The sequence below is a fragment of the Streptomyces sp. NPDC088387 genome, assembly GCF_044753385.1.
In the GTDB taxonomy this organism is placed as follows: Bacteria; Actinomycetota; Actinomycetes; order Streptomycetales; family Streptomycetaceae; genus Streptomyces.
In genome coordinates this window covers 790,244-814,908 of record NZ_JBIVNC010000001.1, presented here as the reverse complement: position 1 = coordinate 814,908, position 24,665 = coordinate 790,244, and the positions used below count along the sequence as shown (strand labels likewise).

The following is a 24,665-nucleotide window of genomic DNA, read 5'->3' as shown; positions in this document are numbered from 1 at the left end:
TCCCGTCGCTCGCGCACCGTAAGTATCGTCAACCCCGGCAGCCCCGTGCGCCCTCAGGTGCGACGATCACCTGTTCCAGGGAACAACTGCTCGCCTGTTCGGTCCCGGACGACCCCCAGCTCCGCCAAGTCCTGTGGCCGGATGCGGAGTTGGTCGGCCGTGGCCTCCACCTCCTCCGGACCGCGCTTCAGGATCTGCGCGGCGAGCTCGGGGGCGATGACGGAGAAGTAACTGTCCGGCGTGGCATACGTGTTGCCGGGCGCGGCCAGCGCCAGCGCCCCGCCGGAGCCGCCCTCGCCGATCAGCAGGGTGGTCACCGGCGTCCGCGCGGCGGCCACCGCCACGAAGACGTCCGCGATCGCGGCCCCGACGCCCTGCCGTTCCGCCTCCGCGTCATTGGCGGCGCCCGGCGTGTCCACCAGGGTCAGCACCGGGATGCCGAGCCGGTCCGCGAGCCGGATCAGCCGGGCCGCCGTACGGTACCCGGCCGGACGGGTGGCCGTCCCCGTCTGGGCGGCGTACGCGACCGTACGCCCCGCGTGTTCGCCGAAGCCGCACAGCATGCCCTCGGGGTCGGTGCCGCCGCAGCGGTCGCCGCTGATCGGGGCGCGGTGGGCGAAGTAGGCGTCCAAGTAGCGCCCGGCGCGCGGGCGTTGGGGTGAGCGGGCGCGCAGGACCGCGTCCCAGCCGGTCGCGGGGAGGTCGGTGGCACCGAGGGGCGCGGGCGGGGGAGCGGACTCGGTGGACGGGGCGGTCAGCAGGCGCAGCCAGCGGCCGAGGGTCACCCGCAGTTCCTCCGGGGGTACGACGGCGTCCGCCGCGCCGGTCGCCACCTGCGCCTCGGCCGAGTAGGCCGCCGGGTCCGCGTCCGGTGGGCGCACCCGTGAGCCGGCGAAACCGACCTGGGCGCCGGGCAGCGCGAGGATCACGTCGGCGCCCGCGCCGAGGGTGGCCCAGCCGCCGCCGGTCGTCGGATCCCGCAGAACGGCGATCTGCGCCAGCCCGGCCTCCCGGTTCAGCGCCGACTGCCGTGCCACACGCTGGAGTTGGGTGAGCGCGACCATGCCCTCCTGCATCCGGCTGCCGCCCGTCGCGATCAACGGCACCACCGGCAGCCGGTGTTCGCGGGCGTGTGTGTACGCCGCCTCCAGCCGGTCGCCGGTGCGTTCGCCGAGCGAGCCGCCGAGGAAGCCGAACTCGAACGCGATCAGCACCGCGTGGGTGCCCTCGACCCGTCCGGTGCCGCACACCACCGACTCGTCCTCGCCGGTGCGTTCGGCGGCGCGGGCGCGCGAGGCGTCGTAGCCGTGCCAGGCGAGGGGGCCGTCGGGGGCGGGATCCCTTGTGGGGTGCGGGAGTTCGGCGAAGTCGTCGGTGACGAGGGCGAGGACCTCGCGGGCCGAGAGGCGGTCAGTCATGGCCGAGCGCCCGCTTCATGATCTTCCCCATGTCGTTGCGGGGCAGCGCGTCCAGATGCCGGACCACGCGGGGCCGCTTGTGCGGGGCGAGGCGGCGGGCCACATGGTCGGCCAGCTCCTCGTCGGCGGGCGGCGACTGGGGATCGGCCGGCACGATCCAGGCGACGATCCGCTCACCGAGGTCGTCGTCGGGCTCACCGGTGACGGCGGCCTCGCGGACCCCGGGATGTTCGAGCAGCGCGTTCTCGATCTCCCCCGCCCCGATCTTGTAGCCGCCGCTCTTGATCAGGTCCGTGGCCTTGCGGCCGACGATCCGGACATAGCCGTCGGGGTCGCGGACCGCCATGTCGCCGGTGCGGAAGAAGCCGTCGGCGGTGAAGGCGGCGGCGGTCGCGTCGGGCCGGTTGAGGTACTCGGTGAAGAGATTGGTGCCGCGCACCTGGATCTCGCCCACGGTCTCCCCGTCGTACGACGTGATCGGCGACCCGTCCTCCTCGACGAGCCGCAGCTCCACGTTGGGCAGCGGCACACCGACCGTGCCGGCGCGCGCCTCGCCGTCGGCGCGGACGCTGGTGTTCATCAGCGTCTCGGTCATGCCGTAGCGCTCGACGACCCGGCGGCCGGTCGCGGCGGTGATCCGCTCGTGGTCGTGCACGGGGAGCGCGGCCGAACCGGAGACCAGGAGCCGTGCGCCGCCCAGCGCCTTCGCCAGCTCGGGCTCGTCCGGGAGGGCCTCGGCGATGCGGTGGTACATCGTCGGCACGCCGAACAGCATCGTCGCGCCCGAGTTCAGCTCCCGCGCCACACCCTCCGTGTCGAACCGGCCGAGGTGCCGCACCGAGCCGCCGCGCCGGAGCGGGCCCAGGATGCCGAGCACCAGGCCGTGCACATGGAAGAGGGGAAGCCCGTGGACGAGTACGTCCGCGTCCGTCCACTGCCAGGCGTCGGCGAGCGCGTCCAGGGTGGTGGAGACGGCCCGGCGGGGGAGGACGGCGCCCTTGGGCGGGCCGGTGGTGCCGGAGGTGTAGACGACGAGGGCGGGCGCCTCGTCGTCGGCGTCGTCCGGGGCGGCCGGCCCCGTGGCGTGCACGTCGACGTCGATGCGGGGCAGGTCGGCGAGCGCGGCGGGGAGTTCGGAGCCGGGGGCGGTCAGTACGGCGTCGGGGGCGCTGTCGGACAGGATGTGCCCGAGCTCCTTGTCGCCCGACTTCGGGTTGAGCGGGACCGCGGCCACTCCGGCGACCAGGGCGCCGACGGTGGCCACGGCCGTCTCCAGCGTCGGGGTCGCCCAGACGGCGACGCGGCGGGTGTCACGGACCCGCGCGGCGACGGCCCCGGACGCGGCCGCGAGCTCGGCGTACGTCAGGGCGCGGTCGCCGAAGCGCACGGCGGGCTGCTCGGCCGGTCCCCCGGTGAGGGCCGGGAAGAGTGAGGACACGCGTTGTGCTCCTTGGTCGTTGGTCTTGCCGTGAGTGCGGGTGCCTTGGCTAGCCGAGGCCGGGGACGACCAGCACCAGCCATGCCAGTGCGGGGGCGGCCGCCACCACGATGCCTCCGTACATCATCAGCTGCCTGAAGAAACGTTCGCGGTCGACGTCCGGGGCGGCGGCCAGCACGAGGGCGCCGTTCGTCGAGAACGGGCTCACGTCGACGACCGTCGCCGACACCGCGAGGGCCGCGATCATGCCGACCGCGCCTATCTCGCCCTGGGCGAGGAAGGGCACCGCCAGGGGGATCAGGGCGCCCATGATGCCTACGGAGGAGGCGAACGCGGAGATCAGGGCGCCGATGTAGCAGAGCAGTACGGCGGCCAGGAGGGGGACGCCGATGCCGCCCACGCCCTCGCCGGCCCAGGTGATGGTGCCCATCTCGTCGAGGACGCCTACGTAGGTGAGGACGCCGCAGATGAGGAGGACTGTGGGCCAGGCGATCTCTGTTACCGCTGCGCGGGAGGTCTGGGGCCAGGCGGTGCTGAGGATCACTGCGAGGGTGATGGCTGTGAGGCCTGCGTCCAGATCGAAGACGAGTACGGCGACGACGAGGGTGAGCAGGGCGAGGAGGGTGGTTATCTGGGGTGGGGTGAGGGTGGGGGTGGTTGCTGTTGCTGTCTGGGCACCGGCTCGTTGTGGCTGGTCGCGCAGTTCCCCGCGCCCCTTCTCGGCGTTGCTGCTGACGGCGTCGAGCGGGCCCCTCTCCCTTTCGGCGTTGCTGTCGACGGCGTCGAGCAGGCCCCTCTCCCTTTCGGCGTTGCTGTCGACGGCGTCGAGCGGGCCCCTCTCCCTTTCGGCGTTGCCGGCGAGGGCGTCAGGGGGCACCGAACCCTGACCCGCCGTGCCCTCTCGTACCGAACCCCGGCGCCACAAGCTCAGGCCTCCGCATGCCACGAAGACCGTGCTTGCGATGATCAGGTTGGCGATGAGGGAGGCCAGGAACAGGGCCAGTTCGTTGCCGGGGAGGTTTTCTCTTTCGACGATTCCGTTGACGATCGTGCCGTAGATGCTGATCGGGGAGAAGCCGCCGGCCTGGGCGCCGTGGACGACCATCGCGCCCATCAGGAGCGGGCTGATGCCGTACGCGGCGGCGAAGCTGAGGGCGATCGGGGCGACGATCGCGACGGCGGCGGGGCTGACGGCACCGATCGCGGTCAGCGCGCCGGTGAGGGCGAACATCACCCACGGGATCAACGCCACGCGCCCGCGTACGAGTTGGACGGCGGCGTGCACGAGCCAGTCGGTGGTGCCGTTCGCGCGGGCGATCGCGAAGAGATAGGTCACGCCCACCAGGACGACGAAGAGATCGCCGGGGAAGCCGGCGAAGATGCCGTCGGCGTCGAGGTCGGCGACCAGGGTGCCGACTCCGAAGGCGGCGGCGAAGGCCAGTGCGCCCATGTTCACGGAGCGGGTGGTGGCGATGACGAACACCACCACGAGGACGAGGATCGAGATGAGCTCGGGGGACATACGGGCTCCCGCGGGACTGGACGAGTGGCTGAGCCAATCGGGGTGTTCGCCAGCGTGGGTGCGGGCGGGCGGGGACGTCAAGAGGGCATGCGGAAATTGGCTGAGCCACTCAACCAGTCCTGTAGCCCGGTGCTACCCTCCCCGCGAGAGGGGGACCCGTGACCGACGCCCTGCGCCCCATGACCAAACAGCGCCTGTACGAGCAGGTGCTGAACCGGTTGCGCCAGTACGTCACCGAGGGCGGCCTGCGGGCCGGTGACCGCCTTCCGCCCGAGCGGGACCTCGCCGCGCGGCTGGGGGTGAGCCGGGCATCCGTGAAGCAGGCGATCGTGGTGCTGGAGGTGCAGGGCCTGGTCGAGGCGCGGCACGGCGGTGGTACGTATCTGCTCCGGGACACCCTCGACGTGGAGCCGGTGGAGCAGCTGGTGGAGCGCCGCAGACGGCTCCCGGACGTGCTGGACGCGCGCGAGGCGCTGGAGACCAAACTCGCCGAACTGGCCGCCGAGCGCCGCACGGAGGACGACCTCACCGCGATGCGCTCGGCGCTCACGCACATGGCGCGGGAGATCGACGGCGGCGGTCACGGTGTCGAGGGCGACCGTCTGTTCCACGGGGCGGTGACGGCGGCGGCCCACAGCGCGCTGCTCGCGGAGTTCATGCGCTCGATCGCGGACCAGATCGCGGAGAGCCGCACCGAGTCGCTGCGCCAGCCCCACCGCCCCACCCGCTCCCTGGCCCAGCACCAGGCGATCCTGGACGCGATCGAGGCGGCGGAGCCCCGCCGTGCGGCCACGGCGATGCGCCGCCATGTGCGTACGGTGGCGAAGGTCCGCCTCCTGGACTGGGACCCGGACGACGGCCGGCCCGAGTAGGAGAGGACCGGCCTCAGTAGCGGACCGGCCGCGGCACGAGGACCGACCGTAATGGCCGACCGGCCCTAGCGCCGGAACGGTGCCGACATCGCCCGCAGCATGCTGTGTTCGCTGTCGTCGTCCGACAGTTCCCACATGAAGGTGCCCAGCAGCCCGCTCTGCTTGGCGTGCCGGGCCCGGATGCCGATCGACGTCGGGTCCTCGTAGCTCACGAACTTCCGCTCGGCGGCGTTGTACAGCCAGGGCGTCTGCGCGACCGGGTGCCAGTACCGCTGCCAGGCCGGGTCGGCGAGCAGCTCCGCGACCGCGCTCCGGCCGCTGACCCAGAAGGTCTCGTCGTACGCCTGGTAGAGCCCGTGGTTGTCGCCCTCCTCCTTGACGACGAAGCCGCGGCCGTAGAACGGGGTGCCCAGCACGAGGCGGTCGGCGGGGACGCCGTGCAGCCGGTAGTAGGCCACCGCTCCGGTCACGTTGTTCCAGACCTTGTCCGGTGCCGGCATGGGGTCGGCGGCGACCGGGCGCATCGGGGCGTTGAAGGTGGACACGGGCGAGAATCCGGTGCCCATGTCGTAGGTCATGATGTTGATGAAGTCGAGGATCCGGGCCAGCTTGCCGAGTTCGAAGCTCTTCGCCGGGTCGTAGGACCCGTCGGTCTGGAGCCGCCCGGCGGGCAGCGCGGCCGTCACCTCGTACCGCTTGCCGTGCCTCTCGCCCAGCTTGTCGATCGAGGTGCGGAACTCCTGTGTCAGCAGGGTCATGTTCCTGCGGTCCTCGGGCCGGTCGGTGATCTCCGTCGGGCCGCCGTAGACGGGGAACTCCCAGTCGAGGTCGACTCCGTCGAAGCTGCCCCGGTAGGTGGAGAAGAACAGGTCCAGGCACGAGTTCACGAGTGTCCGCCGGGCGGCCGGGGTGAGCGCGGCGTCGGAGAACCCGCCCGCGCCCCAGCCGCCGATGGAGATCAGGGTGCGCAGGCGCGGGTGCTCGCGCTTCAGCTTCGCCAGCTCCGCGAAGTCGTCCGCCGCGGACGGCTGAACCGTGCACTTCCCCTGCTCGATCGTCGAGAAGGCGTAGAAGAGATGGGTGATGCGGTCGGCGGGAATCCGCGAGACGGGGTACGCCTCGCTGTTCCAGCCCGCGTAGTACGCGCCGATCACCGGGTCCCGCCGCTCAAGCGAGGCGGCCGAGGCGCCGGAGGTGGCCGAGGTGGCCGAGGCGGTCGGGGTACCGGCCCCCAGCAGGCACGTCGCCGACACCAGACATGCCAGGAGCAGGGCGTGCACGCGGCGGAATCTTGACACTCGCTACCTCCAGGACGGTTGTCATGGGCACGGTAGCGGGTGGCCTCCCCGGCAGCGTCTCGATGCCGGGGAGGGCCGCCGTAAACGCTCGGAATCAGGCAACCCCCCGGCCGCTGCCGCCGGTGTCCGTCACGTCCGCCACCACGCAGGCGATGTTGTCCGGGCCGCCCGCCGCGTTGGCCTCGGCGATCAGGCTGTCGACCGCGTCCCGGGGCGTCTCCGTCGCGGCGAGGGCCGTACGGACGGCGGCGTCGGGGACGACCGCACTGAGGCCGTCGGAGCACAGCAGATAGCGGTCGCCGGGGTGGGCGTCATGCAGACGGAGGTCGGGGGTGGGGCGGGTGGTGCCGGTGAGGGCGTTGAGGAGCAGGGTGCGCTGCGGGTGGGCCGTGGCCTCCTCCGGGGTCAGCCGGCCCTCGTCGATCATCGACTGGACCACGGTGTGGTCGTGGGTGATACGGAACAGGCCGCCGTCGCGCAGCAGATACGCCCGCGAGTCGCCGATGTGGACGAGGGCCAGCTGCGAGCCCGTCCACAGCATCGCCGTGAGGGTGGTGCCCGCGTCCTCCTCGGCCGTCGCGTCCCGCACCGCCGCCGACGCGTCCTGGACGGCCGCCTCCAGGAGGTTCAGGACACTGCCCGCCGGGATCCGCGTCTCCTCCAGGTCGCGCAGGGTCTTCACGGCCGCCGTGCTCGCCCGGTCGCCGGTCGGGCCGTAGCCGTCCGCCACGGCCAGCAGACGGGTGCCGGCGTAGGCGGTGTCCTGGTTGGCGGGGCGAGTCCGGCCCCGGTCGCAGTGGGCGGCGTAACGCAGTTCGAGGGTCGTCATGGTGGGGTCCCTTCGCGGTTGGGCCGTCGTCAGGTGGTCCACCAGGAACTTGGCCAGATCGCGGCGCTCCGCCGTCTCCGCCTCCACCCGCGCCCAGTACGCCCGGACGGCACCGGCCGCCTCCGCCGCCGGCAGCGCGCACACCTCGCGGATGCGGGCCAGCGGCATGCCCAGCCGGCGCAGCCACGCCACCAGGCGGGCCCGCTCCAGCTGGGCATGTGCGTAGTAGCGGTAGCCCGTGTCCGGGTCCACGTGGGCCGGGCGCAGCAGGTCCAGTTCGTCGTACAGCCGCAGGGCCTTCGGTGAGAGGCGGGACGCCTTCGCGAACGCGCCGATCGTCAGCATGTGTGCCACCTGGAAACCTCCTCCGGTTCCGTCACCGATGCTGGGGCTTCACCGAAGGTGAAGGTCAAGCGGGGTTCTTCGGACGCGGGTCCGATTGTTAGCCTGCGCGTGTCCTGATCAGCCGCGGCCCTACGTGGATGGAGACGCCGTGTCCCGAGTCGCTCTCGTCACCTGCCGTCCCGGGCCACACATCAGTGCCGACCGGGATCTTCCGGTGCTGGTGGACGCGTTGCGGAAGGCCGGGGCCGACGCCGAAGCCGTCGTCTGGGACGATCCCGGCGTCGACTGGGCCGGCTTCGACCTCGCCCTGATCCGGTCCACCTGGGACTACAGCTGGCGGGCGGCGGAGTTCCTCGCCTGGGCCGAGCGGTGCGGCAAGCTGACCCGGCTCGCGAACCCGGCACCCGTGGTCCGCTGGAACAGCGACAAGCGGTATCTCGGCGACCTCGCCGCGGCCGGCGTACCCACCGTCCCCACCCGCTATCTCGCCCCCGGCGACCCGGCCGACCTCCCCGACGACCACGAGTACGTCGTCAAGCCCACCTCGGGCGCCGGCGCCCGGTTCGCCGCCCGCTACACCCCCGCCGAGCGCGACACCGCCGTACGCCAGCTGGAGCGGATGCACGCCGAGGGGTTCACGGCGATGGTCCAGCCGTATGTCACCAGCATCGACGCCACCGGTGAGCGGGCCCTGCTGTTCGTCGGCGGGGAGTTGCTGCACGCCAGCCGGAAGGGGGCCGTCCTCGCGCCGGGCACCCCCTACGACGCCCGCAAGGTCGCGCATCCGGGCATCGAGCCCTGGCGGCCCACCGACGCCGAACTCGCCGTCGCCGAGCGCGCGTTGGCCGCCGTACCGGACGCGCCCGAGCTGCTCTACGCCCGCGTCGACCTCGTGGACGGGGACGAGGGGGATGGCGGGGGCGACGGCGGCGCAGGGCGGCCGCGGGTGATGGAGCTGGAGCTGGTCGAGCCGAACCTCTTCCTCTCCCTGCATCCCGGGTCCATGACGCGGCTGGTGGACGCGGTGATCGAGGCCGCCCGCACGCCGGGACTCACCCCACCACCGCCATCCGCTGCAACAGACCCCAGGTGAACTCGGCCACCACCTCCCGGCGCACCCCCTGTGCGTCCGGTGCCGTGAACGACAGGCCCCAGCGGGTGGGGGCCGAGCCCTCCAGCGGACGGGCCGGCGCGAAGGCGCGGGCGGCCTCGTCGACCGTGCACGACCAGGGCGTCAGGTCCTCCAGGCTGTGCAGGGCGGGCGGCTCGGCGCCCGGGGCGCGGACCAGCCACTCGTTCCACACGGCGCCGTTCGGGGCGAGCAGGATCTCGAAGCGCAGGGACGGCCAGAGCGGCACCGGCCACTGCCGGGCCTCGCAGTCCAGGTCGCCGATCCGGCGGGCGGTCGTCGACTCGGGCGGCCCGAGGACCGAGCGGTACCGGGACGCGGCCGAGCGGGAGCGCGGTGAGCGGACCATCGCCTGCCAGCGTTTGTTCGCCTCACGCATCTCGGCGAGCGAGACGCCCAGTTCGTACCGGGCCGCCTCCACCAGGTCCGGGTTGTGGTCCGCCATCCGGCGCAGCAGCACCAGCTGGAAGTGGAGTGGGGTGAAACGGCCCGGCGCGGGCCGGTCAGCGGCGGGTGTGGAATCCGAGGACATGCAGTCCATCGTCGCGCACCCGGTGCCCGCCCGGACGGCGGCCGTCCGGCAGGAACAGCACCGAGTTGACGTACCGCGGCCGGTGCCGGAACGGCAGCACCCGGCGCAGCAGCCCCTCGTTCACCACATGGGCCGTGCCCTCCTGATGGGTCTCCAGCGGGAACGACGAGAGCGGGACCCAGCGGTCCGCCGGCAGCACCCAGCCCTCGTAGCCGAGCAGCCGCAGATACGTCACCACCGGACTCACCGGCTGGATCCGGGTCTCCAGCTCCACGAAGAGCGACGGCCGGTCCCGGGCCAGCAGTGCCGTCGCGCCGCGCAGCACCGCCAGCTCACTGCCGTCCACGTCGATCTTGACGAACCCGACCTCCTTCAGGCCCAGATCGTCGAGGGCGACACAGCGCACCGGCACCGCACGGCCGTGGATGTCCCGCCGGACCAGGGACGACACCCCGCGCTGGCCGCCGTCGTCGGCGGGCAGCCACAGCCGGGCCGTGCCGGGCCGGTCCGCGGCGGCGGCCTGGATGACCCGGACGTTCGGCGGGGTCGTGTCCGCGAGCAGCCGCGCCAGATACGGCACCGGCTCCACGGTCACCACCCGCCGTACCCGCCCGCTCAGCCGCTGGGTCCACGGGCCGTACCAGCCGCCGACGTCGACGGCCGTCACACATCCCGGCGGCAGCAGATCGCCGATCCGGGCCAGCTCCGGCTCGAAGCGCGGATACACGGCACGGGCGGCCGCCGCCACCAGCCGGTCGGGCAGCCGGGCGGCGAGCCGGGCGGCCAGCGTCGGGGGCGCGGTCACGGGGACATCCGTTTCAGCAGCTCCTCGTGTTCCTCGTCGGGGACCTGCTCCCCGGAGGACGGCAGCAACTGCGGAATGCCGTCCACGATCGGGTAACGCCGGTGCAGCCGCGGGTTGTACAGGGCCTCGGCCGAGGTGACCGACTCGTCCGCGAGCAGCAGATGCAGCGGCCCCTTGTCGAGTGGGCAGGCGAGAATCCTCAGCAGCGGGTCTTCTGGCTTCATGGGGGTGTCAACTCCTTGGCGCCCATGGGGGGTTGGGGTGCGGTGTCGTGCTTGGGCATGGTCAGCAGCACGGTCACCGCGAGACACGTGCCGGCGATCCGCAGGGCCAGCCGCAGCGGATCGGACGGCAGCGCCTCGCCGAACGCGAGCGTGCCGAGCACCGCCGTGTACAGGCTCGTCACCGTCGTGCACACCGGCACGATCAGCGAGGCCCGGCAGCGCTGAAGCGCCGCCTGCGACATGACCAGGCCGAACGCGCCGGTGAACAGCAGCAGATACGGGTACGGGGAGCGCAGCACGTCGACGATCGCGCCCCCGAGGCCGCTCGCCGTGAGATAGCCGGAGACACCCTTGATGGCGAGCGAGCTGACCCCGTAGAGCAGCCCGACGGCCACGCCGTACTCGACGCCCGTGGTCGGCAGCCGGTGGCGGTGGCCGGCGTTGCGCTCGGCGGACCGGTACAGCCAGACGCCGGCCGCGAGGGACGGCACACACACCAGCAGCACCAGCGGGTACGGGGCCCCGCGGCTCACCGTGTCGCCGGTCTCGTCCAGCGACAGCACGACCATCAGCAGCGCGAGCAGGATCGCCGCCAGCGCGTACCGCTCCCGGCCGCTGGTCTCCTCGCCGAGCAGCCGCGACGACAGCAGCACCAGCAGCACCAGGCCGGAGACGAAGATGCCCTGCGCCGCCGCGATCGGCAGCGTCCGGTACACCAGCAGCTGGGCGCCGAAACCGGCCGCCAGCGCCACCGAGCCCGCGATCCACAGCGGACTGCTCACGACCAGCCGCAGCAGCCGGGCCGGGCGGCGGACGCTGACCTCCGGGAGCGTCCCCAGCGCCCGCTTCTCCAGCACGAACCCGGTGCTGTACAGGACGTTCGCCAGCAGAGCCGCGGCCACTCCCCACCACATGGCGCGGCCCCTCAGTTCCGGCGTGCGTGCAACAGCAGAATGGAGGCGAGGGAGGGCCGGGCACACGCCACCCGGTCCAGCGGACGCAGCGGCCGCGGCACGCCGTGGAAGGGCGCCCCCGCCAGCCGTACGACGTCGAAGCCGGACGCCGCGACGAACTCCCGCAGCGCGCGGGCCGTGTAGAGCCGCAGATGACCCACCACCTCCGTGCCGGGCCGGCCGTGGATCCCGCGCAGACTGACCTCCGAGAACACGGGCTGCACACCGGCGAGGAGCAGGGCGCGGTTGTACCAGGCGGCCAGGTTCGGGGTGGAGAGCATGAGATGGCCGCCGGGCCGCAGCACCCGGCGGATCTCGTCCAGCGCGGCGTCCGGGTCGACCAGATGCTCGATCACCTCGCTGAACAGCACGGCGTCGGCGGCACCGGTGCGCAACGGCAGCCCGCCGCCGGTGAGTTCACCGCGGATCGCGTACGGCATCCGGGTGCGGGCCCTGACGAGCGCGTCCTGGGACCAGTCGACGCCGACGATCCGGTGGCCCCGCAGCAGGGGTGCGGCGGTGGCCGCCGCGGTGCCGTCGCCGCAGCCGATGTCGACGATCGTCTGCTGCTCGGTGCCGGTGAGGGCGTGCGCGAGCATGCGGGCCTGGCGGAGCGAGCGGGGGGTGCCGGAGGCGACGGGGACGGCGGGGTTCTCGTAGAAGTCGCGGAGTTCGGCGGGTGGTGTGTGCGCGGTGGTGGTGCCGGTTGCTGTCATGGGCCGGCCTCCGTCGTGTGCAGATGGTGCTCGAAGAGGTCCCGCAGCCGGGCGCCGTCGTCGTCGCTCAGCAGGGCGCGGGACCAGCGCAGGGCCAGATGGAGCCGGCCCGCGGTGGACGCCGTGGTGACCGTGAGGCCACGCGGCATACGGGCGGGCGCGGAGAACCAGACCGCGTGCGCGCGGCCCGCCTCCGCGCCGAAGTCGAGGGGGTACGGGATCCGCCCGATGTTGCTCAGGAGGGTCGTCGACGTCCAGGGCGCGGCGGCCCTGCGCAGGCCGCGGGTGAGCGCGGCGCGCCAGGCGACCGGGACGACCGGGGCGGTGAGGAGGGTGGCGCCGTGGCCCAGTTGGGGGCGGGGGAGGGACTTGAGGGCGCGCGTACGGGTTGCCGTGCGGCGCAGCAGGTCCGGCAGGTCGGGGTCCGTCAACTCCTGCGGAGAGAAGGGGACTTCGACCAGGCGGGTGCCGTTGCCGATCGGCATGCTCAGGTCTCGCGGGCGGTCGTCCACCGGCATCGTGATGCGCAGGGGGCGGGGAGGGGCGCCGTGTTCGCGGTTCCAGTGGGCGAGGGTGAGGGCCGTGGTGACCATGAGCTGGTCGTTGACCGTGTACGGGGAGCCCTTGGGGCGGTGGGGGAGGGGGAGTTCGGCCACGAGCATGCCGTTGCCGTTGCCCGGGGTGGGGGTGCCGGGGGCGACTCTCGCGGGGCGGGACCAGTTGGAAGGGGTTTCGGGGGTGGGGGTGGGGGTGTCCGGGGCCGGGCGGGTGGGGGGTGCGGTGGGGGCGTTGTCGGTTCCGCCGTACAGCTCCGCCGCCGTTGCCAGGATTCTCAGGCAGGCGGGGCCGTCGAGGGCGGTGTGGTTGATGGTGAGGAACAGGACCGTTCCCTGTGGTGCGGGGGTGGGGGGCGCATCCCGGCGCTGGTCGGGTGCCGCTGCGCCCACCCGTGCCGCCCCAGCGGCACGACTGCCCGCAGCTGCGTCTGCGTCTGCGGTTACGGCTGCGGCTGTGGGTACGGCGTGGAGTCTTATGGGGGGTGACAGTGACAGGGGTGGGGCCTCTGCCAGTGCGCTGGTTCTCGCGTCCCGCAGTGTGTTCGGGCCGTCTTCCCCGAACGTCACCACCTCCACGTCCGGCTGGTCCGTCAGTTCCCACTCGTAGCGGCGGCGGTACCAGCGGCCCGCCGCCTCCCGCACGAGGATGCGGGGGTGGCGGTTCAGGGCCTCCGTGAAGGCCTTGCGCAGGCGGGGCGGGTCCAGCGGGCCCGGGAGGTGGACCTCGATGTGGACCGTCTCCGGTTCCTCCTCCTGGAGGCAGTGGCGGGCGATCTCGTCCACCACCGGGAAGGGCACGGTCGTCATGGGCGCTCCTTCCCGGGCGCGCGGGCCGTGACGGTCGGGCCCGACACCGGTGGCAGTTGCGCCGTCGGTGCCTCGTCGGCGTCGCCGGTCCGCACCCGCACGCTCACCAGTGCCGCGAACAGGCCGATCAGGGCCAGGAGTTGGGCCACCGGCCCGAACGCGCCGTCGCCGTCGGCGACCGGCCCGCCCGCGCCCGTCGCCGCCACGATGCCCGCGACCGCCAGGGACCCGAACGCGATCGGTACGAGGAACTCGTGCCGCCGGTGCGCCAGCAGGGCCAGCACCGGGACCAGCAGGGCGAACCAGCCCGCGACGACCACACCGACCAGCGTCAGCGCCACCGCGCCGAGCCAGAAGCCGGGCAGCGGCGGTACCGGCTGTGCCTGGTCCGGGTTGGGCTCGCGCCGGCGCCACACCACGAGGCCCACCAGGACCGCGAGCCCCGCCCCGCTGCCGATCAGCCCGGCCTCGTACGTCGAGGAGGGCTCGTAGGACAGCTTGACCGTGCCGCCCTCGCCCGCCGGGATCAGCCAGCCCTGCTGCCAGCCGTCGAGACGGACCGGGGTGAGTTCACGGCCGTTCAGCGTGGCCTTCCAGCCGTCGTTGAAGTTCTCGTACGTCGAGACGTACGAGGCGGCGCCGGAGCCGACGGAGAGTTCGCGCTGGTCGCCCAGCCAGTCCCGGATCTCCAGGTCGCGGTTGGTGGCGACGGGGGGATCGACCGTGCCGCGGGTGAGGGTGACGTCGGTGAGGACCAGCGGACCGGCGTCGCCCGCCTCGACGCGGTGGTTGCCGGCCGACAGGTCCACACGGTTGTCGTCGATGCCGCACAGGGTGAGGTCCACCCGGCGGCGCTCGGTGAGGTCCCGCACCAGGCCCTGCGCGCTCGTCTCGAACAGGTCGCCGTCCACCGCCACGTCCGGGCCGGAGCCGCACGGCAGCGAGAAGGTGCGGTCGGCGTCCGGCTGCGGGGTGCGGTAGCTGTCCAGTGCCGGGATGTAGGCCTCGGTCAGGCCGACGGGAAGTTGCAGGTCCTCGTCGACGAGCGGGTTGTAGAGGGTGACCGGCGCGGTCTGGGTGATGGTGATGTCCAGACGGTCCGTGGTGATCGCCGGGAAGCGGGCCCAGCCGTTCTCGTCGACGGCCGCGACCGCCGCGCCGTCCGGCGAGCTGATGCTGACCTCGGTGGGCCGGGTGGTGAGACCGCCGGCGCCGGGCAGCACCAGCTCGGTCACGGGCTGCTTGCCGTCCCAGCTCAGATGGATGGTCGGGTTGTCGCCGGCGATCCACGCGGTGGTCAGATCGCCGTCCGTGAGGTTGCGGGCGGACAGGCCGACGCCGAGCTTCGCGGTGGTGTCGGCGGTGGCGGTGATCCGGTTCTGCTGGTCGGGCGCGATCTCGTAGAGCAGCCGGTCGAGTTCCTCGCCGGGCACCGCGACCGCGCTCGCCTTGACCTCGTAGGACCCGTCCGTGCCCGTCGAGAAGGAGCGGTGCAGGCCCGCCTCCGCACCCGTCGGGGACATACCGGCCGGGTCGGCGGACCGGTGCAGGGAGACGATCTCGTTCGCCGCGTCACTGTCCGCCGAGTCCTCCGGCAGGTTCAGCATGCGGGTCACCGTGACGTCCGGCAGATCGATCTCGGAGAAGCCGGTGCCGAGCAGCCCCGGCCGGCGCTCCACCGAGTCGAGGATCGTCAGCCGCATCCAACTCGTCGCGCCCTCGGGCGCCTTGACCCGCTGGGTGGCACCGTTCGGCTGGAGGAAACTGGTCACCGAACCGCGCTCGGTCTCCACCCGCACCCGCGTCGGCGCCGACCGCACACTCTCCTGCGGCAGCGGTGTCACCCGGAACGACGACGGCATGTCGTACTCGTCCGTGAAGCCGATCCGCAGCCACTCGCCGTCCGGCGTTTCCGCCGAGCCCTCCGTCCACGCGGTGTCCGGGTTGCCGTCGAACGCGTTGACCGGGTCGAACTGCGGCAGATGGAAGAACCAGCTGCCGTACGAGGACGCCGTCACCGACTCCGCGCCGCGCAGCTCGGCCACCGTCTGATGCTCGATGCCGTCCGTCGGCAGGATCTGGTGCGGCTCGTCGCCCGCGTCCTGACTGGCGTCCGGCGCGTTGCGTTCGTCGCGGGTGTACGTGTACGACGTGTTGGCGTTGACCAGGCCGAACCGGGTGTCTGCGCGCCGCAGCCCGTCACCGCTGACCTGCAACGACGGTGAGCCGAGGCCGGGATGGTTGTCGCCGGTGAGCACACTGGACCGGCCGCGCAGGTCGGTCGCGAGCGGCAGCAGCGCCTCGGGCCCGCCGGAGACCACGGCCGCGTCGGCGGCCGGTGTCACGGTGGCCTGACCGGGCCGCGGCACGTTCTCGTCGGTGGGCCGGTAGATCTCCACGGCCCGCTGCCGCGGGTACAGGCCCTCGACCGCGAGCGGGGTGTCCTCGGCTATCTTCCCGCCGGTCATGAGGGGGCCGAGGCCCGTCACCCGCTCGTAGCCGGACTGTTCGAGGGAGCGCTTGACGGTGGTGGTCGGGGTGTAGCCGACCTGGTCCGGGTCGAGGTCGTTGCGGACCACGACGTAGAAGACACCGGCGCGGCTCAGATAGTCCGCGAGGCCCGGCACCTCCACACCCGTCTGGAGCGCCTGCTCGACCGCGTCCATCGCGCGCCGGTTGCCGGCCGTGCCGAACGGCACGTAGTCGCGTTGCGCCCAGCGCGACTCGGCGAGCACGTCGAGCGGCTGGTCGATGGTCGAGCCCCACGTGTACACGCCGTGCGCGGTCGCCGGGACGACGAGGGCACGCGAGTCCGGCGAGTACTCCTCCAGCCAGTCGGCCGTGGACTGCCAGTACTTGGGGACCTCCTGGAACGAACCCGGGTTCAGGATCGACCCGTTGAGGTACGGCCACAGCAGCCCCGGCAGCACCAGCACCGCCGCGATCAGCGGCGCGAACCGGCGGCCCCGCACCTGGCGCGCCCCGCGTGGCTCGGCCGCCACGGACACCAGATGCGCGAGCCCCAGCACGAGGGCGAGCGCCACGCCGGTCTGGAACTTGTAGATGTTGCGGAACGGCGCGAGCCAGCCGTCCAGCCAGTCCTGCACCAGACCGTGGAAGGGCCCGCCGAACGTGCCGCCGTACCCGGCGAGCAGCACCAGCGCGCACACCAGCACGGTCAGCACCAGCCAGCGCCGCTCCGGCATGTCCCGGCGCGCGAGCCCGGCGAGGCCGAGGCCCGCCGCGAGCGCCGAGCAGACGATCACCACGACCGCCGAGGCCACCGCCCAGCCGGCCGGCAGCCACGCCTCGCCGAAGTGCAGATACGCCACCCAGTTGCCGCCGCCGCGCAGCGCCTCGGTCGCCGCCATCGTCTCGGTCGTGGTCTGCGAACTCTCCACGTACGGAAGGAAGTTCTCGCCGTACACACCGAGCAGCAGCAGCGGGATCCACCACCAGGCGGTCGCCACGATCATGCCGGGCAGCCACCAGGCGATCAGCTTGCGCTGCCGCGGCCCCGGCGGACGGGACAGCAGATAGAGCCCGACCGGCAGCAGCGAGGCGAGTGTGGAGGCCGCGTTGACACCGCCCATGAACGGCACGATCAGCGCCGAGCGCAGTGCCGCGACCCGCGCGCTGTACCGCTCGTCGGCCAGCGGCAGCAGCACCCACGGCAGGACCGCGCCGGGCAGCGCGGCGGCCGAGGTGGAGCCGACGACGACCGTGAACACCGGCCACAGCGCGTAGGTCACCGCGCCCAGCAGCCGGGACGTGCTGTTGCCGATGCTGAGGCGTTCGGCCAGGCGCAGCGCGCCCCAGAAGGCGGCCGAGACCACGAGCGACAGCCAGAGCCGCTCGGCCAGCCAGACCGGCAGATTCACCGCCTGGGCCAGCCAGTGGAACGGCAGCATCGGCCACAGATAGCCGACGTACTGGTCCTGGATCCCGCCGAACCCGGCCCGGTCGTGCCACAACTGCCCCAGGTCGGCGATGAACTGACCCGGGTCGACGGTCACGCCGAGCTTGGTGTCGAAGGTCTGCCGGCCCGGTTGGACCGCCACGAACAACACGAGCACCACGGCCCAGAACCCCAGCAGCCAGCGCCGCGACCGCGGGCCCTCAGGGGGACCCGCGGAGGTCGCGGTGGTGGGGATGGCCGCCGGAGGAGGGGCCTGGACCGTGGTCGTCATTAGGGACACCGCCGGAGGATGAGGAGGAGATTCCAGGTCGCGAACTCACGGAGGCCGGGGATCTTGACGATCGTCTCCGTGAGGAAGGGCCAGTAGCGGGAGCGCGCCGCGACGACCGAGACGTCGTCGCGGGCCCGCACCTGCCGCAGGGTGGTGCCGATGTGCACGGCGAACAGGTTCTCGCCGAGGGTGTGTTTCGCAGGTTTTCCGGTACGGCGCTCGTGGCGGGCGCGGGCCCGCTCGGCGCCGAGGTAGTGCCAGGGCGCCCACTCGTGACCGCCCCAAGGAGAGAGCCAGTTGGTGAACGACACATAGATCAGCCCGCCGGGCCGGGTCACCCGGGCCAGCTCGCTGAGAAACGTCTGGGGATCGGCCACGTGCTCCAGCACGTTGGACGTGAAGGTGACGTCGGCGACGCCGTCGGCGAGCGGCAGCAGATACCCGTCGGCGACGACGGTCCCCTCGACGGGCTTCGCCCCCAACTCCCGTACGTCGGGCTCGAAGAGATAGGCGTCGGCCCCCCGCCGCCGGAACTCCTCGGTGAAGTGCCCACTCCCCCCACCGACATCAACAACAACCCGCCCGGCGACGGACCCGTCATAGGCCTCGACCTGATCGGCGGCGTCCCGGGCGAGCAGCGAGTAACAGCCGTCGGGATCATCCTGCTCACGAAGAAACGCCCGGAACAGAGCAAGGGAGCGAGCGAAGGAGGGGTCCTTGGGGCGAGTGGGAGACGGCTCGTTGGAACCTGCGCGCGGCGTATCGCCGTGGAAGGGGCGCGGGGAACTGCGCGACAAGCCACGACGCACCCGCACTCGGGATCCACCCTCAGCGCCCCGGCGCATAACCCCGCGCTCCCAGCCGATACGCCTCACCCGCAACCGCCCGAAACCGTCGAACAGTCCCCTCCCACCGAAACCCCGCCGCATGCTCCCGCGCCGCCTTCCCCATCAGCTCCCGCCGCCGCCCGGCCAGGGCAAGCGCACACCAGGCAGCCGCGAACGACGACTCCCCCCGCGCCAGAATCCCCGTCTCTCCGTCGACGACGGAATCCCGCAGCCCGGGTACGTCGAAGGCGATCGTCGGCGTCTCACGGGCCGCGGCCTCGGTGACGACCAGACCCCAGCCCTCCACCGCCGACGGATGCAGCAGCAGCCACGACGCGCACAGCAGCCGGTGCTTCTCCGCCTCGGAGACATGGCCGGTGAAGACGACGTCCGGCCCGGCGAGCCGCTCAAGGCGTTCGCGTTCGGGCCCGTCGCCCATGATGAGCAGCTTGCCGCCGGTGACCGGCCGCACCCGCTCCCAGAGCCGCAGCAGCAGATCGATCCGCTTGTACTCGACGAGCCGGCCCACCGCCACGAACAGCGGTTCCGGCGAGCGTTCGGTCCGCGGTCCCGGTTCCTCCACCCCGTTGTGCACCACCCGGATCCGGTCGCGTTCCACCCCGAGCCCGCGCAGCGCCTGCGCGGTGGACGGCGAGACCGCGACCATCAGGCTCTGCTGCCGCGCCCCCGTCAGCGCCCACTGTTCGAGCCGGCGGCCGATCCGCGCGGCGGGCGCCAGCGGCCCGCCGAAACGCATCCGCCACAGATCGCTGTGGACATGGTTGACCAGGCACAAGGTGGGCCCGCGGTGCCACAGTGGCGCGAGGTAGGGCATGCCGTTGCACACCTCGACCAGCAGGTCGGTCTCCCCGATCTGCCGGGCGAAGGTGGTACGGGCGCGCAGATAGTGGCCGTAGGCGCCGCCCGCCGAGACCACGCGGTAGTCCCGGAACGCGGCGGGGCCGCCGCACAGCAGGGTCACCTGGTGCCCCATGCGGGTCAGCCCGTCGGCGAGCCGGTCGACCAGCAGCTCGGAGCCGCCGGCGGCCGGATTGCCGAGGTCACGATGGGCGAGGAAAACGATTCGGCGCGGAACCGGGACAGGCGCCGGGGGGTGCTGCGGCCGGGGGAGCGCGGCGCGCAGCGAGGACGGCACGTGCTGGGGCATCGGTGCTCCAACTCGTCTCAGGGTGCGGAACTCGATGTGGGGGGAAGGGCAGACAGCGATGGCACTGTTCTCCGGAGGAGGTACGCCTCGTGGGGGAGGGTGTACGCCCTGGTGATCGGTTGTGGACGGACTGTGCGGGGTGGGGGTGGACAGTTTTCGCCCACGCGTTCGTCACGGCTACTCACCGGAGTGACAATTTTGCTGCCTCTTGGGGCTGACGTCACGTCACTTCATGAGCGTTGTGAGGTACTGCCCCTTGACGACATCAGCACACGCATCAACACTTGCCCAAACAAGCAGGGGTGGGGACGACCTCCAGAACAGAGAGGCTGACCCTGCGATGTCCAGATTGCTCGCCGCGACGCTGACCGTCGTGGCCGCCGCCGCGCTGGCCGTCGGCGCCGCCTTCGGCGTTGTCGCGCTGCTCGAAGCCACGCCCGACCAACCGAACACCCCGCTCATCACGTACGAGCAAGCCGGTCAGGGGAGTTGAGCCGTGTCCTCGCGCCCGGCCCCGACCCTCACCTCGCACTCCGCCTGGCACGACGTACCGCGCTTCCAGGTGCGCAGGTTCGCCTCGATCGCCATGGCCGAGGCCAACGACCTCGCCGAGGAGATCCTCCAGGAGATCCGCCGAGAGTACCCCCAACTGCCCGTCGTCATGGACGAGAACGGCGAGCCGATGGCCCTGGTCGGCATCCGCCGTGCCATCGAGGTCTTCGTCCAGCACCTGGAGAAGTCCGAGGGCCGCCCCACCGTACCGCCCGGACTCTTCCACGACTTCGGCCGCGGCGAGGGTCTCAACGGCCGCAGCCTGGACTCACTTCAGGCCATCTACCGGATGGGCGTACGGCTCGCCTGGCGCCGCTTCGCCGACATCGGCCAGCGCGTCGAGATCCCGCCACCGGCGATGTACGAACTCGTCGACGCGGGATACGTCTACCTCGACGGCCTCGTCGACCAGTCCGTACGCGGCTACGCCGAGGCCGCCGCCCGCCAGGCCGGCGAACGGCTGCGCCTCCAGCGCCGCCTGATGGAACTGCTGCTCGCCGAACGGCACCGCGGCGACCCGGTCGACGCGCTGACCGAGCGGGCCGCGCGGGTCGGCTGGACCCTCCCGTCGAAGGTCGCCGTCGGGGTGCTGCTGCGCCCGGCGCGCGAGGCGGTCGCGCCGGCCGTCACCCAGGGTGTGCTGCTCGACATGGAGTACGAGCAGCCGCGGATGGTGGTGCCCGAGCCGGACGCCGCCGGCCGTCCCGAACTGCTGCAACGCGCCCTCACCGGCTGGTCGGGCGCGATCGGGCCGCCGGTGCCGCTGCCCGACGCGGCGAAGTCGCTGCGCTGGGCCGAGGCCGCCGTACGTCTGATGGAACGGGGCCTGCTGCCGCCCGGTGAGGTGCTGTTCTGCACCGAGCACACCGAGGCGCTGGTCCTGCTCCAGCCCGAGGAACTCATCGACGACCTCGCCCTGCGCTGCCTCGCCCCGCTCGCCCACTGCGGCCCCACCCACGGCCGCCGCCTCGCCGAGACCCTGCTGGCCTGGCTGGAGACCCGCGGCGGCGCACCCGAGGTGGCGGCCCGGCTCGGCGTCCACCCGCAGACGGTCCGCTACCGCCTGCGGCAGATCCGCGAACTCTGGGGCGACGAGATCGACGACCCCGACCGCCGCTTCGAACTGGAACTGGTGCTGCGCGCACAGCGGTTGCGCGGCCGGGTGGGGGAGGCGGCGGTACGCGGCTGAGGGGCGTCCGGCGCGTCCCCGGCGGGGCCGGTCGCCGGCCCCGGGCGGGCCGTTGCCGCTGAAAGACACGGTGAGTAGCCTGTGTTCGCAGTTCCGACCGTGTGTTGAAATCTCGAACAAGGGAGGGGCCGGACGTGGGACGCCTCGTACCTGCCGTGACGCGGGCTCTCGACATCCTGGAGCTCTTCCTCGACGGGGACGGCACCCTCTCCGCCCCCGACATCGTGCGCAGGCTCCAGCTGCCGCGCACCACCGTGCACGAACTGGTCACCACCCTCGCCGCCCGCTCCTACCTCGTCCCGGTGCCGGGCGAGCCCGGCCGCTACCGGCTCGGTGTCCGGCCGTACCAGCTCGGCAGCCGCTACGCCGAGCAGCTCGACCTCGCCGCCGAGGGGCAGCAGGTCGCCCGGTCCGTCGCCGAGACCTGCGACGAGACCGTGCACGTGGCGATCCTGGAGGGCACCGACGTCATCTACATCGCCAAGGTCGACTCCACCCACGCCGTACGGATGGTCTCGGCGGCGGGCCGGCGGCTCCCCGCGCACTGCACGTCCGTGGGGAAGATGCTGCTCGCCTCGCTCCCGGAGGACGAGCTGCTCGCCCGGATCCCCGACGGCACCGGGCTGACCGCGATGACGCCGAACAGCATCACCGACCCGGCGGCCCTGCGGGAGGCGCTCGCGGAGATCCGCGCCGGCGGTGTCGCGGTCGAGAGCCGGGAGTCGAACCCGGACGTCTCCTGCGTCGCCGCGCCGGTGCGCGACCGGGCCGGACAGGTCGTCGCCGCGCTCTCCATCTCCGTACCGATGATCCGCTGGAGCGACGAGCGCCGGACCGAGCTGGGACAACTCGCCGCGAAGGGCGCCGCCGAGCTGTCGGGGCGGCTCGGTCACCGGGGTGTGCGGTGACGCGGTCCGCGGCGTTCGAGGTGGCGGTCCGGGCGCGGGCCACGCTCGGTGAGGGGCCGACGTGGGACGCGGACGCGGGGCTGCTGTACTGGGTCGACATCCTGGGCTCCCGGATCCACACGTACGACCCGTCCTCGGGCCGCCGTACGGTCCGTACGACGGACCAGCACGTCGGTGCGGTCGTACCCTGGGCGGGGGGCGGCCTCGTCCTCAACCTCCGTGACGGGGTGGCCGTACTGACCCCCGACAACACCCTCGACTGGCTGCACCACGAACCCGTCCCGGGCCGCCGGGCCAACGACGCGGCGGTGGGGCCCGACGGGTCACTGTGGGCGGGCACGATGCGCTACGACGAGGCGCCGGGTGGGGGCACGCTGACGCGGATCACGGCGGACGGGACGGTGGAGGCGGTCCTTCACGACGTCGCCGTCAGCAACGGCACGGGCTGGAGTCCCGACGGCCGTCTTGTGTACTACGTCGACTCCCCGACCCGCCGGATCGACGTCTTCGACCATGACGGGGGCCGGGTCACCGGCCGGCGGCCCTTCGCGCACATCGACACGGGCTTTCCGGACGGGCTGGCGGTCGACGCGGAGGGGTGCGTGTGGGTCGCCCTGTGGGACGGGGGCGCGGTACGGCGTTACACGCCGGGAGGCGTGCTGGACCGCGAGCTGCCGCTGCCGGTCCCCAGACCCACGTCCTGCGCGTTCGGAGGCCCGTCCCTCCGGGACCTCTACATCACAACGGCGAGAACGCGAGAGCCGCTGTCGGGCTCGGTACTGGTGATCGGCGGAGCGGGCGAGGGCTTGCGCCAGCCGCCGTTCGGTGCGCGATGATCCGCCCCTCAAAACCTCCCGGCCGAGCCGCGGGCAGTCGTGCCGCTGGGGCGGCACGGGTGGGCGCGGCGGCACCCCGTCGCGCCGGGCTGCGCAACCCCCGCCTGAAGCTCAACCCCTCGCGCCCGCGCCCCTGAAGCTCAGCCCCCCGCGACCCCCGTGCGGTCCAGTCCCCGGAGGATGTTCCGTTCCGCGGAGGTGAGTGGCGGGCCCGTCAAAGGCCGGAGTGGGGACCCGGCGATCGCCGCGAGCACCGCACCCGGTCGCAACAACCGCCCCGGCCCCGCAGTCATACTCGTCACGTCCCACAGCGCGGACGCGGCAGCGTACGACCCCGTAGCCGCCCCCGTCAGCCGCCGCGAATACCCCGTGGTCAACCGCTCCGCCACACTCGGCCGCCCACTGCGCGTCCCCGGGTACCAGACGTCCTGACTGACCGCGACGGTCCACGCCGCCTCCACCGAGCGGGCGACCCCCCGCTGCACCCGCCGCGCGACACCGGACCCGTCCGGCCCTCCGCGCCGTACCTCGTCCGCGAGGACCTGCGCCTCGAACGCGGCCACCGACATGCCCTGCCCGTACGCCGGGTTGAACGTGGCGAGCGCGTCGCCGAGGACGACAAAGCCGTCGGGCCACTGCCGGGCCTTCTCCACATGCCGCCGTACGTTGCTCGTACTGCGCCCGATCCGCACCTCGGTCAGGGGCTCGGCCCCGGAGATCAGCCGGCCCACGATCGGGTCGGGCAGATCGAGGGTGTATCGGAGGAAGGCGTCCGGGTCGGCCGGCGGCTCACCACCGCGGGTGCCGGCGAGGCTGACCATCCAGCGGTCCCCCTCGATCGGCAGCACCATCCCGCTGCGGCCGGGCCGCGACGCGTACGGGTCGGCCTGGAGCACCGTCAGCGGGAACCTTTCGGCACCGGGCGGCATCCGGTAGATCCGGGTGGCGTTGACCAGACCGGCGTCGACGGTCTTCTCCTCGATGCCGGAGATCCCCAGCGAATCCAGCCACTTGAGGACCCGCGACCCCCGCCCGCTCGCGTCGACGACGAAGTCCGCGTCGAGGTCGGTGTCCACACCGTCCGCGGTGACCCGGACGCCGCGCACCCGCCGGTCGTTCCCCAGCAGCCCGACCACCTGGCCCGTGCGGATCTCCACCCCGGTGTTGTCGAGGACTGCCTGACGTACGGTCCAGTCGAGCAGCGCGCGGGTGCAGGTGATCATCTGCGGACCCTCGTGCCGCCAGCGCCGGAACCAGCCGTCGGGGGTGAGGGCGAGCATGTCCCGGCCCAGGGATATCTCGTGGGCGCCCGCGGCCAGCAGGTCCTTGCGCAGCCGGGCGCCCGGCACGAGTTCCTCCATGGCGGCCATGCCCCCGGCCATCAGCAGATGGGCATGGCGTCCCTGCGGCAGTCCCCTGCGGTGCTCCGGCCCCTCGGGCAACTCGTCGCGCTCCAGCACCAGTACCTCGTCCACCGCGTCGGTCAACGCCGCCGCGGCCAGCAGACCGGCCAGCCCGGCACCGATGACGACAGCTCTACGCGACATGGG

General features: G+C 72.7%; 21 protein-coding genes. 6 read left to right on the top strand and 15 right to left on the bottom strand.

What is annotated here, in order from left to right; genetic code table 11:
* Positions 1-53: 53 nt before the first annotated feature.
* From ACIQAC_RS03745 to ACIQAC_RS03735, 3 genes are read right to left on the bottom strand one after another with little or no spacing between them, the layout of a single operon-like run.
* A complete protein-coding gene (locus tag ACIQAC_RS03745) occupies positions 54-1,418 on the bottom strand; it encodes a carboxyl transferase domain-containing protein (protein WP_402186615.1) in 1,365 nt (454 codons plus the stop codon).
* The gene (locus tag ACIQAC_RS03740) at positions 1,411-2,856 is read right to left on the bottom strand and encodes an acyl-CoA synthetase (RefSeq protein ID WP_402186613.1); all 1,446 of its coding nucleotides are present in this window, start codon (positions 2,854-2,856) and stop codon (positions 1,411-1,413) included. The genes ACIQAC_RS03745 and ACIQAC_RS03740 overlap by 8 nt, the downstream gene beginning before the upstream one ends.
* A 49-nt stretch (positions 2,857-2,905) precedes the next feature.
* A complete protein-coding gene (locus ACIQAC_RS03735; RefSeq protein ID WP_402186611.1) occupies positions 2,906-4,378 on the bottom strand; it encodes an SLC13 family permease in 1,473 nt (490 codons plus the stop codon).
* A 158-nt stretch (positions 4,379-4,536) separates the two neighbouring features.
* On the opposite strand from ACIQAC_RS03735, the gene ACIQAC_RS03730 reads away from it, so the two are divergent.
* On the top strand, positions 4,537-5,250 hold the full coding sequence (locus ACIQAC_RS03730; RefSeq protein WP_402186610.1) for a FadR/GntR family transcriptional regulator: 714 nt from the start codon (positions 4,537-4,539) through the stop codon (positions 5,248-5,250).
* 65 nt (positions 5,251-5,315) lie between these two features.
* On the opposite strand, the gene ACIQAC_RS03725 is transcribed toward ACIQAC_RS03730, so the two are convergent.
* Both ACIQAC_RS03725 and ACIQAC_RS03720 read right to left on the bottom strand, forming a co-directional pair.
* The gene (locus ACIQAC_RS03725) at positions 5,316-6,530 is read right to left on the bottom strand and encodes a glycoside hydrolase family 18 protein (RefSeq protein WP_402186608.1); all 1,215 of its coding nucleotides are present in this window, start codon (positions 6,528-6,530) and stop codon (positions 5,316-5,318) included.
* Positions 6,531-6,642: 112 nt separating this feature from the next.
* The gene (locus ACIQAC_RS03720; protein WP_402186963.1) at positions 6,643-7,722 is read right to left on the bottom strand and encodes a MerR family transcriptional regulator; all 1,080 of its coding nucleotides are present in this window, start codon (positions 7,720-7,722) and stop codon (positions 6,643-6,645) included.
* Positions 7,723-7,870: 148 nt separating this feature from the next.
* Between ACIQAC_RS03720 and ACIQAC_RS03715 the strand changes: the two genes are divergently transcribed.
* Positions 7,871-8,815 carry a RimK family alpha-L-glutamate ligase gene (locus tag ACIQAC_RS03715; RefSeq protein WP_402186606.1) on the top strand — a complete coding sequence of 315 codons (945 nt, stop codon included), beginning with the start codon at positions 7,871-7,873 and terminating at the stop codon, positions 8,813-8,815.
* Here the strand turns inward: ACIQAC_RS03715 and ACIQAC_RS03710 are convergent.
* From ACIQAC_RS03710 to ACIQAC_RS03670, 9 genes are read right to left on the bottom strand one after another with little or no spacing between them, the layout of a single operon-like run.
* A complete protein-coding gene (locus ACIQAC_RS03710) occupies positions 8,775-9,383 on the bottom strand; it encodes a hypothetical protein (protein ID WP_402186604.1) in 609 nt (202 codons plus the stop codon). The two genes, ACIQAC_RS03715 and ACIQAC_RS03710, sit on opposite strands and share 41 nt — an antisense overlap.
* Entirely contained in the window at positions 9,355-10,188 is an 834-nt protein-coding gene (locus ACIQAC_RS03705) for an FkbM family methyltransferase (RefSeq protein ID WP_402186602.1), read from the bottom strand. Before ACIQAC_RS03705 ends, ACIQAC_RS03710 begins: the two co-directional genes overlap by 29 nt.
* Positions 10,185-10,412, bottom strand: coding sequence for a Trm112 family protein (locus ACIQAC_RS03700; protein ID WP_402186600.1), 228 nt, complete (start codon positions 10,410-10,412; stop codon positions 10,185-10,187). The genes ACIQAC_RS03705 and ACIQAC_RS03700 overlap by 4 nt, the downstream gene beginning before the upstream one ends.
* Positions 10,409-11,314, bottom strand: coding sequence for a hypothetical protein (locus tag ACIQAC_RS03695; protein ID WP_402186962.1), 906 nt, complete (start codon positions 11,312-11,314; stop codon positions 10,409-10,411). The genes ACIQAC_RS03700 and ACIQAC_RS03695 overlap by 4 nt, the downstream gene beginning before the upstream one ends.
* A 23-nt stretch (positions 11,315-11,337) precedes the next feature.
* Positions 11,338-12,081 carry a methyltransferase domain-containing protein gene (locus ACIQAC_RS03690; RefSeq protein ID WP_402186599.1) on the bottom strand — a complete coding sequence of 248 codons (744 nt, stop codon included), beginning with the start codon at positions 12,079-12,081 and terminating at the stop codon, positions 11,338-11,340.
* Positions 12,078-13,445, bottom strand: a complete 1,368-nt coding sequence (locus ACIQAC_RS03685; protein WP_402186598.1) for a condensation protein — start codon at positions 13,443-13,445, stop codon at positions 12,078-12,080. Before ACIQAC_RS03685 ends, ACIQAC_RS03690 begins: the two co-directional genes overlap by 4 nt.
* Complete coding sequence (locus ACIQAC_RS03680) at positions 13,442-17,635, bottom strand: alpha-(1->3)-arabinofuranosyltransferase family protein (RefSeq protein WP_402186596.1); 4,194 nt, start codon at positions 17,633-17,635, stop codon at positions 13,442-13,444. Before ACIQAC_RS03680 ends, ACIQAC_RS03685 begins: the two co-directional genes overlap by 4 nt.
* A complete protein-coding gene (locus ACIQAC_RS03675) occupies positions 17,635-18,480 on the bottom strand; it encodes a class I SAM-dependent methyltransferase (protein WP_402186595.1) in 846 nt (281 codons plus the stop codon). The genes ACIQAC_RS03680 and ACIQAC_RS03675 overlap by 1 nt, the downstream gene beginning before the upstream one ends.
* Positions 18,464-19,630 carry a glycosyltransferase family 4 protein gene (locus ACIQAC_RS03670; RefSeq protein ID WP_402186593.1) on the bottom strand — a complete coding sequence of 389 codons (1,167 nt, stop codon included), beginning with the start codon at positions 19,628-19,630 and terminating at the stop codon, positions 18,464-18,466. The genes ACIQAC_RS03675 and ACIQAC_RS03670 overlap by 17 nt, the downstream gene beginning before the upstream one ends.
* A 340-nt stretch (positions 19,631-19,970) precedes the next feature.
* On the opposite strand from ACIQAC_RS03670, the gene ACIQAC_RS03665 reads away from it, so the two are divergent.
* The 4 genes from ACIQAC_RS03665 to ACIQAC_RS03650 all read left to right on the top strand — a co-directional run bounded on the left by ACIQAC_RS03665 (position 19,971) and on the right by ACIQAC_RS03650 (position 23,115).
* Entirely contained in the window at positions 19,971-20,123 is a 153-nt protein-coding gene (locus ACIQAC_RS03665; protein WP_402186591.1) for a hypothetical protein, read from the top strand.
* A gap of 3 nt (positions 20,124-20,126) precedes the next feature.
* Positions 20,127-21,371, top strand: a complete 1,245-nt coding sequence (locus ACIQAC_RS03660) for a helix-turn-helix domain-containing protein (RefSeq protein WP_402186589.1) — start codon at positions 20,127-20,129, stop codon at positions 21,369-21,371.
* Between the two features lie 134 nt (positions 21,372-21,505).
* Positions 21,506-22,279, top strand: coding sequence for an IclR family transcriptional regulator (locus ACIQAC_RS03655; RefSeq protein ID WP_402186587.1), 774 nt, complete (start codon positions 21,506-21,508; stop codon positions 22,277-22,279).
* Positions 22,276-23,115 (top strand): SMP-30/gluconolactonase/LRE family protein, encoded by an 840-nt coding sequence (locus tag ACIQAC_RS03650; protein WP_402186585.1) that lies wholly within the window; start codon positions 22,276-22,278, stop codon positions 23,113-23,115. Before ACIQAC_RS03655 ends, ACIQAC_RS03650 begins: the two co-directional genes overlap by 4 nt.
* A 140-nt stretch (positions 23,116-23,255) precedes the next feature.
* Here ACIQAC_RS03650 and ACIQAC_RS03645 read toward each other — a convergent pair whose 3' ends face one another.
* Positions 23,256-24,662: an NAD(P)/FAD-dependent oxidoreductase gene (locus ACIQAC_RS03645; protein WP_402186583.1), complete on the bottom strand. Its 1,407-nt coding sequence runs from the start codon at positions 24,660-24,662 to the stop codon at positions 23,256-23,258.
* Between the last annotated feature and the right edge of the window lie 3 nt (positions 24,663-24,665).

Coding starts and splice junctions, on each gene's coding strand:
- ACIQAC_RS03700 (WP_402186600.1), bottom strand. CDS start 10,412: ATGAAGCCAGAAGACCCGCTGCTGAGGATTCTCGCCTGCCCACTCGAC.
- ACIQAC_RS03675 (WP_402186595.1), bottom strand. CDS start 18,480: ATGCGCCGGGGCGCTGAGGGTGGATCCCGAGTGCGGGTGCGTCGTGGC.
- ACIQAC_RS03745 (WP_402186615.1), bottom strand. CDS start 1,418: ATGACTGACCGCCTCTCGGCCCGCGAGGTCCTCGCCCTCGTCACCGAC.
- ACIQAC_RS03680 (WP_402186596.1), bottom strand. CDS start 17,635: ATGACGACCACGGTCCAGGCCCCTCCTCCGGCGGCCATCCCCACCACC.
- ACIQAC_RS03710 (WP_402186604.1), bottom strand. CDS start 9,383: ATGTCCTCGGATTCCACACCCGCCGCTGACCGGCCCGCGCCGGGCCGT.
- ACIQAC_RS03665 (WP_402186591.1), top strand. CDS start 19,971: ATGTCCAGATTGCTCGCCGCGACGCTGACCGTCGTGGCCGCCGCCGCG.
- ACIQAC_RS03690 (WP_402186599.1), bottom strand. CDS start 12,081: ATGACAGCAACCGGCACCACCACCGCGCACACACCACCCGCCGAACTC.
- ACIQAC_RS03645 (WP_402186583.1), bottom strand. CDS start 24,662: ATGTCGCGTAGAGCTGTCGTCATCGGTGCCGGGCTGGCCGGTCTGCTG.
- ACIQAC_RS03685 (WP_402186598.1), bottom strand. CDS start 13,445: ATGACGACCGTGCCCTTCCCGGTGGTGGACGAGATCGCCCGCCACTGC.
- ACIQAC_RS03670 (WP_402186593.1), bottom strand. CDS start 19,630: ATGCCCCAGCACGTGCCGTCCTCGCTGCGCGCCGCGCTCCCCCGGCCG.
- ACIQAC_RS03735 (WP_402186611.1), bottom strand. CDS start 4,378: ATGTCCCCCGAGCTCATCTCGATCCTCGTCCTCGTGGTGGTGTTCGTC.
- ACIQAC_RS03720 (WP_402186963.1), bottom strand. CDS start 7,722: ATGCTGACGATCGGCGCGTTCGCGAAGGCGTCCCGCCTCTCACCGAAG.